General features: G+C 68.6%; 11 protein-coding genes and 1 pseudogene. 8 read left to right on the top strand and 4 right to left on the bottom strand.

Annotated features, from left to right (window positions below):
* Both MQH10_RS25795 and MQH10_RS25790 read right to left on the bottom strand, forming a co-directional pair.
* A pseudogene (locus MQH10_RS25795) lies at positions 1 to 496 on the bottom strand (hypothetical protein); the annotation flags it as partial.
* Between the two features lie 71 nt (positions 497 to 567).
* Positions 568 to 2,307: an ATP-binding protein gene (locus tag MQH10_RS25790; protein WP_242566833.1), complete on the bottom strand. Its 1,740-nt coding sequence runs from the start codon at positions 2,305 to 2,307 to the stop codon at positions 568 to 570.
* 217 nt (positions 2,308 to 2,524) lie between these two features.
* Here MQH10_RS25790 and MQH10_RS25785 point away from each other — a divergent pair, with 217 nt between their 5' ends.
* The gene (locus MQH10_RS25785) at positions 2,525 to 2,884 is read left to right on the top strand and encodes a phage holin family protein (RefSeq protein WP_242566832.1); all 360 of its coding nucleotides are present in this window, start codon (positions 2,525 to 2,527) and stop codon (positions 2,882 to 2,884) included.
* 65 nt (positions 2,885 to 2,949) lie between these two features.
* Here MQH10_RS25785 and groL read toward each other — a convergent pair whose 3' ends face one another.
* Together groL and groES are read right to left on the bottom strand one after the other, a co-directional pair.
* The gene (gene groL / locus MQH10_RS25780; protein WP_242566831.1) at positions 2,950 to 4,596 is read right to left on the bottom strand and encodes a chaperonin GroEL; all 1,647 of its coding nucleotides are present in this window, start codon (positions 4,594 to 4,596) and stop codon (positions 2,950 to 2,952) included.
* A gap of 52 nt (positions 4,597 to 4,648) precedes the next feature.
* Positions 4,649 to 4,936: a co-chaperone GroES gene (gene groES / locus MQH10_RS25775; RefSeq protein ID WP_242566830.1), complete on the bottom strand. Its 288-nt coding sequence runs from the start codon at positions 4,934 to 4,936 to the stop codon at positions 4,649 to 4,651.
* 251 nt (positions 4,937 to 5,187) lie between these two features.
* Here groES and MQH10_RS25770 point away from each other — a divergent pair, with 251 nt between their 5' ends.
* From MQH10_RS25770 to MQH10_RS25740, 7 genes are all read left to right on the top strand, one after another.
* Positions 5,188 to 5,610 carry a hypothetical protein gene (locus MQH10_RS25770; RefSeq protein ID WP_242566829.1) on the top strand — a complete coding sequence of 141 codons (423 nt, stop codon included), beginning with the start codon at positions 5,188 to 5,190 and terminating at the stop codon, positions 5,608 to 5,610.
* A gap of 83 nt (positions 5,611 to 5,693) precedes the next feature.
* Positions 5,694 to 6,080, top strand: coding sequence for a VOC family protein (locus MQH10_RS25765; RefSeq protein ID WP_242566828.1), 387 nt, complete (start codon positions 5,694 to 5,696; stop codon positions 6,078 to 6,080).
* A 21-nt stretch (positions 6,081 to 6,101) separates the two neighbouring features.
* A complete protein-coding gene (locus MQH10_RS25760; RefSeq protein ID WP_242566827.1) occupies positions 6,102 to 6,644 on the top strand; it encodes an AAA family ATPase in 543 nt (180 codons plus the stop codon).
* Positions 6,645 to 7,088: 444 nt separating this feature from the next.
* Positions 7,089 to 7,700 (top strand): acyl-CoA dehydrogenase family protein, encoded by a 612-nt coding sequence (locus MQH10_RS25755; RefSeq protein WP_242566826.1) that lies wholly within the window; start codon positions 7,089 to 7,091, stop codon positions 7,698 to 7,700.
* A gap of 5 nt (positions 7,701 to 7,705) precedes the next feature.
* Entirely contained in the window at positions 7,706 to 8,407 is a 702-nt protein-coding gene (locus MQH10_RS25750) for an acyl-CoA dehydrogenase family protein (protein ID WP_242566825.1), read from the top strand.
* A gap of 191 nt (positions 8,408 to 8,598) precedes the next feature.
* Positions 8,599 to 10,029: a serine hydrolase domain-containing protein gene (locus MQH10_RS25745; RefSeq protein ID WP_242566824.1), complete on the top strand. Its 1,431-nt coding sequence runs from the start codon at positions 8,599 to 8,601 to the stop codon at positions 10,027 to 10,029.
* Positions 10,030 to 10,042: 13 nt separating this feature from the next.
* Positions 10,043 to 10,397: helix-turn-helix domain-containing protein (locus MQH10_RS25740; protein ID WP_242566823.1), on the top strand; the 355-nt coding region annotated here is incomplete at its 3' end.

The following is a 10,397-nucleotide window of genomic DNA, read 5'->3' as shown; positions in this document are numbered from 1 at the left end:
CCGTCGTGCCGGCCATGCCGCCGCCGGGGCCGCCCATCCCTCCGGCGCCGCGGCCCATGCCGCCGCCGGGAGGGCCGTCGCCGCCGCCGCCCTTGCGGGGGCCGTCCTCGGGATCCTCTCGACCCATGCCGAGAATCTCGGGCGCGATCTTGGTCTCGTAGATCTGGTTCTCGGATCCGTCGATCACGCCGTCATGATTGGCGTCCAGCACCTGAAAGAAGCGCATGGCGTCGGCGCGGAACTCGGCCAGGGTCAGGACGCCGTCATGATTGGCGTCCGCGCCCGCGAACCAGGCGGCCTCGCCGCCAGGGCCTCGGAAGGGCTCGCCGGAGGGGCTTAGGAACAGTCCGCCTCCGTGGCCCCCGCCGGGCGGCGGCCCGCCGTGACCACGGGGCGGATCGCCGGGCGGCGGGCCCTGGGGCGAGGTCTGGGCGTCGGCCGACCCGCACAGGGCGAGCGCGGCGGCGAGCGTGAGGAGCGCAGCGTGCTTGTTCATCGGTCGGACCTTGGCCGTGCGCCGGGGCGGAAATGAGCCCCTATGGTGTCGGGGGTGAAACCCGCGCCGGGTCAGGCGGCTTCCATGGGCGCGCCGTCGCCGCCGCGCGTGGCCAGCACCTGGCTCATGGCGGCCAGCAGGGCGGAGGGGCGGACCGGCTTGGTCTCCACCGCATCGAAGCCCGCCGACCTCAGCCGGGCGTCGTCCCCGGCCAGGCCGTCGGCCGTCAGCGCGATGACCGGCATGTCCGCGCGGCCGGCCTGGCCGTCGCGAATGCGTCCCACCGCCTCGACCCCGTCCATCACCGGCATGTGCACGTCCATCAGAACCAGGTCGAAGGTCTGGGCCTTGAGCTGGTCGAGCGCTGCGCCCCCATGGGCGGCCACCTCGACCACCACGCCGGCGGCCTCCAGTATGGCGCGCGCGACGGCGAGGTTGACCGGATTGTCGTCGGCGACCAGCACGCGCAGCTCGGGCATGTCGGCCGGCGCCTCGTCCCCCGGCCCCTCCGCCTGGGGCTCGCAGGCCGGCAGGGGCAGCCAGACGCGGAAGGTCGAGCCGCGTCCCGGGGTGCTGTCGACGGAGATGTCGCCGCCCATCATGGTCGCCAGCTTGCGGCAGATGGACAGGCCCAGGCCCGTGCCGCCGTAGCGGCGCGCGGTCCCGGCCTCGGCCTGGACGAAAGGCCGGAACAGGCCGGCCATCTGTTCGGCGGTCATGCCGAGGCCGGTGTCGCTGACCGCGATCTCGACGCCGCCCTCGCCGTCGGCGCCCGGCGCGGCGCGGAGGCCCAGGCGCACGCCGCCGGTCTCGGTGAACTTCAGCGCGTTGGAGATCAAGTTGTAGACGATCTGGCGCACCCGGATCTCGTCGCCCAGCACATGCGCAGGCAACTGCGGATCGGCGTCGCAGACGAGGGTCAGGCGCTTGGCCTGAGCGCCTTGGGACCACAGCTCGACGGCCTGTTCGCCGAGCAGGCGCAGGTCGAAGGGTGAGACCTCCAGATCCATCCGGCCGGCCTCGATCTTGGAAATGTCGAGCACGTCGTTCAGCAGGGTCAGCAGGCCGTCCCCGGAGCGCAGGATGGTATCGACATAGCCCTGCTGGCGGGCGTCGAGGCTGGTGCGCTGCAGGGCGCGGGCCATGCCGAGGACACCGTTCATCGGGGTGCGCAACTCGTGGGTGACCATGGCCAGGAAGGCGGACTTCGCCTCGGTGGCGGCGATGGCCTTCTGCTCGGCGGCCTCAAGGGCGCGGGCGGTGGCGATATTGGCGCGGGCGCTGGTCACCATGTAGCTCAGCAGCATGAGGCTGGCGATCCCGGCGGCCATGGCGCCGTGGGGGGAATAGCCGCCGAAGAAGGCGGGCAGGGCGACCCACAGGGTTCCGGGAACGAGCCCCATGGCCGCCAGGGAGGCCGGAGAGCGGAACGAGAAGCCCACGGCATGGATCAGATTGGCGATCATGATGGCGCCGGCCGCCAGGCGATAGGGCTCCTGGCCTGTCCGCCACAGGGAGACGCTCATGCAGTTCCAGACGATGGAGGCGCAGAACAGCAGCCCGACATAGATCTTCCGCTGGCGGGGCGTCATGGCGTTGTTGCGCCGCACTTCGCGGGTGGTGATGAAGGTGGCGGTCTCCTGGGTCGCATAGGCGACGAACCATATGACCGCCCAGACGAGCCCCAGCACAGGCGTGACCAGGGCCGCCGCCCCGGCGCCGATCACGGCGCGGACGATCAGCACTTCCCAGTCGATCCGAGGGACCTTGTCCAGTCGCTCGTCGATGATGCCGGAACTGGTCTGACTCACGTCCTCGCCCCCTCCGCTCAACCCCGCGAACCATCAAACCCTAGGGTGTGACAATCTGGCGCCCCAATGTGGGGCGCAATGGTGAACGGAACCTTGTTCACCGAACCAATTCAATGTCGCTCGCGGTCGCAGGGCGACGGGTCATTCCACTTGGACGGGAAGGGTTCTAGGCTTGGCCGTACGCCGCCGTCCTGGCGGATCGGGTTCAGGAGGTTCCATGCTCGCCAGATTCTTAGTCCGCGCGATCTTCGCCGCGATCGGCCTGGCCATCGCGGCCCATTTCGTTCCGGGCGTCGCCTATGACAGCCTGTGGACGCTCGCGGTCGCGGCGCTGCTGCTGGGGGTGGTCAACGCCATCGTCCGGCCGGTGGTCGTGTTCCTGACCCTGCCGTTCACGATCCTGACGCTGGGCCTGTTCCTGCTGGTCATCAACGCCGGCATGATCGGGCTGGTCGCCTATGTCGTGAAGGGCTTCACGGTCCACGGCTTCGTGCCGGGACTGGAGGCGGCGATCGTCACCGGGATCACCAGCTGGGTGGGACACCTGGTCATCGGCGAGCATACCCGCGACGACTGACGGGCATAGAAAAAGGGCGGAGCCTTGCGGCCCCGCCCTCGATCTTAAGCGCTGGTCGGATGGACTTAGAAGTCCATGTCGCCCATGCCGCCCATGCCGCCCGGCATGCCGCCGGGAGCGCCGCCGCCCTTCTTGGGGGCTTCGACGATGGCGGCTTCCGTGGTGATCAGCAGGCCGGCCACCGAGGCGGCGTCCTGCAGAGCGGTGCGGACCACCTTGGCCGGGTCGATGACGCCGGCCTTGACCATGTCCACATACTCTTCGGTCTGGGCGTTGAAGCCGAAGGTGGCGGAGGTGTTTTCCAGCACCTTACCGACCACGATCGAGCCTTCGACGCCGGCGTTTTCCGAGATCTGACGGATCGGAGCCTGGAGCGCGCGACGCACGATGGCGACGCCGGCTTCCTGGTCGTCATTGTCGCCCTTGAAGCCGTCCAGAACCTTGGAGGCCTTCAGCAGGCAGACGCCGCCGCCGGGAACGATGCCTTCTTCCACGGCCGCGCGGGTCGCGTTCAGGGCGTCGTCGACGCGGTCCTTCTTTTCCTTCACTTCGACTTCGGTCGCGCCGCCGACGCGGATCACGGCAACGCCGCCGGCCAGCTTGGCCAGACGTTCTTGCAGCTTTTCCTTGTCGTAGTCCGAGGTGGTGTCCTCGATCTGACGCTTGATCTGGGCGATGCGGCCTTCGATCGCGTCCTTGGCGCCGACGCCGTCCACGATGGTGGTGTCGTCCTTGGTGATCGTGACCTTCTTGGCCTTGCCGAGCATGTCGAGGGTGACGTTCTCGAGCTTGATGCCCAGGTCTTCGCTGATCAGCTCGCCGCCCGTCAGGATGGCGATGTCTTCCAGCATGGCCTTGCGGCGGTCGCCGAAGCCCGGAGCCTTGACGGCCGCGACGCGCAGGCCGCCGCGCAGCTTGTTGACCACCAGGGTCGCCAGGGCTTCGCCTTCGACGTCTTCAGCGATGATCAGCAGGGGACGGCCCGACTGAACCACGGCTTCCAGCACCGGCAGCAGGGGCTGCAGCGAGGTCAGCTTCTTTTCGAAGAGCAGGATGAGCGGCTCTTCGAGATCGGCCTCCATCTTGTCGGCGTTGGTGATGAAGTAGGGCGACAGGTAGCCGCGGTCGAACTGCATGCCTTCGACGACGTCGAGTTCGGTCTCGGCGGTCTTGGCTTCTTCAACCGTGATGACGCCTTCGTTGCCGACCTTGGCCATCGCCTTGGCGATCATCTCACCCACTTCGGTGTCGCCATTGGCGGAGATGGTGCCGACCTGGGCGATCTCGGCGTTGGTGGTGACCTTCTTGGCCGAGTTCTTGATTTCCTCGATGACCTTGGCGACGGCCTTATCGACGCCGCGCTTCAGATCCATCGGGTTCATGCCGGCCGCGACCGACTTCAGGCCTTCGACCACGATGGCCTGGGCCAGGACGGTGGCGGTGGTGGTGCCGTCGCCGGCCTTGTCATTGGTCTTGGAGGCGACTTCGCGGATCAGCTGGGCGCCGAGGTTCTCGAAGCGGTCGGAAAGTTCGATTTCCTTGGCGACGGACACGCCGTCCTTGGTCGAGCGCGGGGCGCCGAAGGACTTTTCGATGACGACGTTGCGGCCCTTGGGGCCCAGGGTCACCTTCACTGCGTTGGCGAGGATGTTGACGCCGCGCAGCATGCGATCACGGGCGTCGGAAGCGAAATAGACGTCTTTAGCGGCCATTTTCGTTTGCTTTCTAAAAGAGGTGGGAAGTCAGGTCAGCGGCAGGCGGTGGTTATTCGACCACGCCCAGAACGTCGCTTTCCTTCATGATCAGCAGGTCCTGACCGTCGATCTTCACTTCGGTGCCGGACCACTTGCCGAACAGGATCTTGTCGCCCTTCTTGACGTCGAGGGGCTGGATCTTGCCGGAGTCGTCACGCGCGCCGGGGCCAACGGCGACGACTTCGCCTTCCTGCGGCTTTTCCTTGGCGGTGTCGGGGATGATGATCCCGCCCTTGGTCTTTTCTTGTTCCTCGACGCGCTTCACGAGGACGCGGTCTCCCAGGGGACGAAACGCCATGTCTTTATCTCTCCGTTCGGGACGGTTGAATGGGTCTGCGCTGGCACGGGGACCGCTGTTAGCAGTCGGGCCCTCTGAGTGCTAACGACGCTCGGGGAGGTAGGGAAGGCGTCCGTCCGAGTCAAGCGAACCTGGCGTTGAAAATCGCCTCTGGAGCCGCGTCGGCCGGAATTCCGCTTGGTGGGGCCGCAATTCGGCCGCTAGGGTCCGCGCCCATAGAGCCTCAAGCGTCAAAAGACAAGGAAACGCCCATGCGCCTCGCCCTCGCGATCGCCGCCCTCTCGACCCTGGCCTGCGCGTCGTCGGCCATGGCCGAGACCTGGAAGCCCTATTCGGCGGTGACGCCGAAGAACCTGCAATGGTCCTATGACGCCGACTATTCCTATCTGGACAAGCAGTCGGGCCGGGTCGTGGTGATGCAGGCGATCGGCAAGGTGGGCGCCACGCCGCGCATGGGGCCGTCCGCCCCCGGCGCCGCCGACGGCGTGGGCAGCGTGCTGGCCCTGGACTGCAAGGCCGGCGACATGATCCTGGTCGCGGGCTACGCCCCCAGCAAGCCGCTGGACATCCCGGCCAACTGGCGCTCGACCGCGCCCAAGAAGATCAGCGACGACGACGACAAGACCCTGCAGGCGGCGGTCTGCTCGAACGTCGCCAGCCTGCCGGTGAAATAGGCCGCCGCAGCCGGCGGCCATCTGCTGACAGATCCTGGATCGTCGAGGTCCAGGATCGGTCTCCAGGACATCTGGAGGTTCCCATGCTCGATCACATCGGTCTCACCGTCTCCGACTTCGCCCAGGCCCGCGCCTTCTTCGACGCCGCCCTAGCCCCGCTGGGGATCGGGATGGTGATGGAGGTCACGGCCGAGCAGACCGGCGGCCACGCCCATGCGGGCTATGGCTCGGAAGGCCGCCCCTATTTCTGGTTCGGGACCGGCGGGCCGCCGACCGGCAATGTGCATGTGGCCTTCACCGCCAAGGACCGGGCCGGTGTCGAGGCCTTCTACGCCGCGGCCATGGCGGCCGGCGGGCGCGACAACGGGCCTCCGGGCGTCCGGGCCCACTACCATCCGAACTACTACGGCGCCTTCGTCCTGGACCCGGACGGCCACAATATCGAGGCTGTCTGCCACAAGCCCGGATAACCCCGGCCGCAGGAGCGCTTGATGGACGGACGCCTGATCATCGTCACCGGCCCGCCCGGCGCCGGCAAGTCGACCCTGGCCCGGGCCGTGGCCAAGGCCTGGCCGGGGCCGGCGGCGCTTCACCTGCATTCAGACGACCTCTGGACCTATTTCGTGAAGGGCTACATCCCGCCCTGGACGCCGGCCTCGGCCGACCAGAACCGGGTGGTGATGGAGGCGATGGCGGTCCAGGCGGCGACCCTGGCCGCCGGTGGATATCCGGTGGCGTTCGACGGCATCGTCGGAACCTGGTTCCTGCCCCCGTTCCGCGAGGCGGCCGATCGGACGGGCGTGGCGCTGGACTATCTGGTGCTGCGTCCCGACCGGGAGACGACGATCGCCCCGGGGCGTCGCCCGCGAAGGCCATCCCATGCGGGATCCGCAGGTCATCGGCGCCATGTGGGACCAGTTCGCCGATCTTGGCGACCTGCAGGGCCATGTGCTGGACACCACCGCCCTGGACCCGGCGGCGACGACCGCCGCCGCCCTCGAGGCCTGGCCGCCGGTCGCTATCGGCTTGCCTGACGGTCGGCGCCAGCGGAACTGGGGCGTCTGACAGAAAAAGATGTCTCAACCTTAACTGGAAAGCGGGGGGCCGCCTCCCTATCTGAGCTGCATGACACTGATCCTCAAACTGACGCCGGCGCTGCTCGTGCTCTCGGCGACCCTGGCCCTCGTGCTCGCGGGCGCCCATTCCTCGCTCTACGCCTGATCCGTCAGGCGCTCTTCGGGCGGCTTCGCGGCCGCCCTTCCTCCCCAAACGCCTAGGGCGGCTCCCCTCCGGAGCCGCCCTTTTTCTTTGGCCGCCGCGGCGGTGCGGACCGCGATTGCCGCTGTCACGGAAAAATTTAAAACGCTTGTTTGATTTCGATCCAAAAGGCGTCCAAGCTAGGAGCATAGGGTCCGGGCGCCGTGTGGCCGCCGGGGCGCGGCCGAGTTTTGAAAATCAAACGCAGTGGGAGAGACCAGATGAACAAGATCGCGGACAAGGGGCAGTCCAGCTTCGGGATGAACCCGATGGACGAGCTCAACGACCTTCGGATGTCCGAGAAGGCGCAGCCGCTGCTCGACCACGTGAAGCGCTTCATCCGCGACACGGTCCAGCCGATGAGCGAGGAGTTCCATCGCCTCGGCCAGAACAAGACCGACATCTGGTCCTACGCGCCCGGCCAGCTGGAAGTGCTGGAAGCCGCCAAGGACAAGGCCAAGGCCGAGGGCCTGTGGAACTTCTTCCTGCCCGACGCCCACACCGGCGAAGGCCTGTCGAACCTGGACTACGCCTTCATCGCCGTCGAGCTGGGCAAGAACTCGCTCGCGTCGGAGACCATGAACTGCGCCGCGCCGGACACCGGCAACATGGAAGTCCTGGAACGGGTCGGCACGCCCGAGCAGAAGGAAAAGTGGCTGAAGCCGCTGCTGGAAGGCAAGATCCGCTCGGCCTTCGCGATGACCGAGCTGAACTCGGCCTCGTCTGACGCCAAGAACGTCAACACCCGCGCCACCCTGGTCGGCGACGAGTACGTCATCAACGGCGAGAAGCACTACATCTCCGGCGCCGCGACCCGCGCTGCAAGATCATGATCACCATGGTCCAGACGAGCCCGGACGGCCCGCCGAACCTGCGCCAGTCGCAGATCCTGGTGCCCACCGACACCCCCGGGGTGAAGATCATCGGCCCGCAGCATGTGTTCGGCGATCCCGACGCGCCGCACGGCCACATGCACATCGTGTTCGACAATGTCCGCGTGCCGGCCTCGAACATGCTGCTCGGCGAAGGCCGCGGCTTCGAGATCAGCCAGCTGCGCCTGGGCCCGGGCCGTATCCACCACTGCATGCGCGCCATCGGCTCGGCCGAAAAGGCCCTGGACCTGATGGTCACCCGCGGCCTCACCCGTGAAGCCTTCGGCAAGCCGATCATCCAGCTGGGCGGCAATATCGAGATCGTCAGCCGCGCGCGGATCGAGATCGAAGCCATGCGCCTGATGGTGCTCAAGGCCGCCAAGGCCATGGACGTCCTGGGCAACCAGGAAGCCCGCGTCTGGATCCACATGGTCAAGGCCATGGTTCCGGAACGGGTCTGCAAGATCATCGACCAGGCGATCCAGATGCACGGCGCGCTCGGCGTGTCCCAGCACACCCCGCTGGCCCGCATGTACGCCAACACCCGCACCCTGCGCATCGCCGACGGTCCGGACGAAGTCCACCACATGGTGGTCGGCCGCAACGAGCTGCGCCAGTACCGCGAGATGCCGCACGATCCGTCGACCGCGGCGGTCTTCCGGAACTAGGCCCCATTCCAGGGTTCAGCCCACCGCCTCGGCTACGGCCGGGTCGGCAGGGCGCCAGGATCGACGGCGGGGGCCTTGGCCCCCGCCGTTTCTGTTTGGGGTCCAGCCTCTCCGTTCCGCCAGCCTCCGCGCTTGACTCCGTAATGAATGAGTCGTTCATTCATTACGGAGAGGGCGACGGGGAGCGGGATATGGCGTGGCGAACAATGCTTTGCGCGGTCATGGCCGCCCTGCTGGCGGGGCCTGGCGCAGCCCGGGCCCTCGCCCCGCCGGAGACCGTGGGGCTGAGCTCGAACGACCTGGCCAAGGTGCTGGAGACGGTTCGGCGGCGCGCCATTCCCCTGGACAGTCTCTATATCGAGCGGGACGGCCAGCCGGTCCTCGACCTCTATGTCTATCCGTTCGGGCCGGGCCTGCGGCATGATGTGGCCTCGGTCAGCAAGTCGATCTCGGCGATGACCGTCGGCGCGATCTATGCCGACCGGCCCGACTTCGGCATGGACCAGCCGATCCTCGCCGACCGATCCATGAGCCTGGGCGACGCCTTGTCCATGCGTGGCGGGCGGGCTTGCGGCGACCGCCCCGGCGAGCCCGAACTCTTCGAAATGATGGCGAGGCCCGACTGGGCCGCCTATGTCGCCGCCCTGCCGGCGCGAGGCCGCCCCGGCGGGGACTTCGCCTATTGCAGCCCCAATTACCTCCTGGCCTCGGCCTTCGTCAGCCGCGACGCCGGCCTGTCCCTGGCGGCCCAGGCCGATCGCCTGCTGTTCCGTCCCCTCGGGATCGAGGATTGGCGCTGGCCGGCCGATCCCCAGGGCCGCACGCGGGCCTGGGGGGATCTCGACCTGCGCGCCGGCGACCTGGTGAAGATCGGTCGGCTGGTCCTCGACGGCGGCGCCTGGCAGGGCCGCCAAGTCGTGCCGGCCGCCTGGATGGCGCGAGCGGTCACGGCCCAGTCCGTCGCGCCCAATGGCGACGGATACGGCTACGGCTTCTGGCTCAATCGTGCGATCCCGGGTCTTGTGGAGGCCCGCGGGCGCGGCGGCCAGGGGATCGCCGCCTGGCCGAGCGCGCGGCTGTTGGTGGTCACGACGGCCTCGGACACCGACGGCGGCCAGACCCTTCCCCTGCTGGCGGGCCTGCGCCCCGCCCCGGCGGCCCTGCCGGCCGATCCTCGCGGGGCGGCGCGTCTGGCTCGGGCGGTAGCCGCGCTTTCAAGCCCGCCGCCGACCCGTGCGCCGGGTCACGGCGGAGCCCGGGCGAGGGCGCTGATGGGCGTCGACCTGGCCCTGGCCGACCCCAGCTGGGTGCGGCGCCTGACGCTGCAGCAGACCGGCGCCGAGGGTTCGGTGCGGATCGACGGCCCCTTCTTCGCCTTCGAAGCGCCCTTGGGTTTCGACGGGCGACCCCGGCTGGGCGCCCAGGGGCCGGAGGGCGGGGCAGTGGCCGGCCTGGCCCGCTGGGTCGGTCCGGAGCACCTGACCTTCGAGATCCGCGCCTATGGGATTGCGCAGCGGGTGGTCTTCGACGTCTTCTTCAAGGCGGATGGGGTGAGGGTGCGGGCGCGGGAGGCCTCGGGCCTGTTCGCCTTCGAGACCACGGCCGTTCCGGCCACGCCCTGAGCAGGAGCTCCCGATGGCCAAACCTGCAAGACCCGGCGCGCGTTCGGGGGTGAGCCTGGACGCTGTGGCGGACGCCGCCCTCGAAAGCTTCGTGGAGGGCGGCTATCGCCTGACCCAGGTCGCCGACGTCGCGGCGCGGCTGGGCCTCTCCGTCGGCGCCCTCTATCGCTATGTCGATGGCAAGGAGACCCTGTTCCTGGCGGCGGCGCTGCGCGCGGCGGGGATCCTGCAGACCCCCGACCAGTTGCCCCTGACCGCCGAGACCCTGCGCGGCGCAGACCAGGCCCTGCGCGCGGTCATCGCCGCGGAGGCCCGCTGGCCGGCGCTCGACCGCGCCGCCGCCGGACAGGCGCCGGGCCCGACCAGAT

This window comes from Phenylobacterium aquaticum (assembly GCF_022695515.1).
Lineage (GTDB): Bacteria > Pseudomonadota > Alphaproteobacteria > Caulobacterales > Caulobacteraceae > Phenylobacterium > Phenylobacterium aquaticum.
Note: the sequence above shows the minus strand (reverse complement) of the source record. Positions and strands in the feature narration are given on the sequence as shown.

Coding starts and splice junctions, on each gene's coding strand:
- MQH10_RS25765 (WP_242566828.1), top strand. CDS start 5,694: ATGCTCGATCACATCGGTCTCACCGTCTCCGACTTCGCCCAGGCCCGC.
- MQH10_RS25760 (WP_242566827.1), top strand. CDS start 6,102: ATGGACGGACGCCTGATCATCGTCACCGGCCCGCCCGGCGCCGGCAAG.
- MQH10_RS25750 (WP_242566825.1), top strand. CDS start 7,706: ATGGTCCAGACGAGCCCGGACGGCCCGCCGAACCTGCGCCAGTCGCAG.
- groL (WP_242566831.1), bottom strand. CDS start 4,596: ATGGCCGCTAAAGACGTCTATTTCGCTTCCGACGCCCGTGATCGCATG.
- MQH10_RS25745 (WP_242566824.1), top strand. CDS start 8,599: ATGGCGTGGCGAACAATGCTTTGCGCGGTCATGGCCGCCCTGCTGGCG.
- MQH10_RS25770 (WP_242566829.1), top strand. CDS start 5,188: ATGCGCCTCGCCCTCGCGATCGCCGCCCTCTCGACCCTGGCCTGCGCG.
- MQH10_RS25755 (WP_242566826.1), top strand. CDS start 7,089: ATGAACAAGATCGCGGACAAGGGGCAGTCCAGCTTCGGGATGAACCCG.
- groES (WP_242566830.1), bottom strand. CDS start 4,936: ATGGCGTTTCGTCCCCTGGGAGACCGCGTCCTCGTGAAGCGCGTCGAG.
- MQH10_RS25785 (WP_242566832.1), top strand. CDS start 2,525: ATGCTCGCCAGATTCTTAGTCCGCGCGATCTTCGCCGCGATCGGCCTG.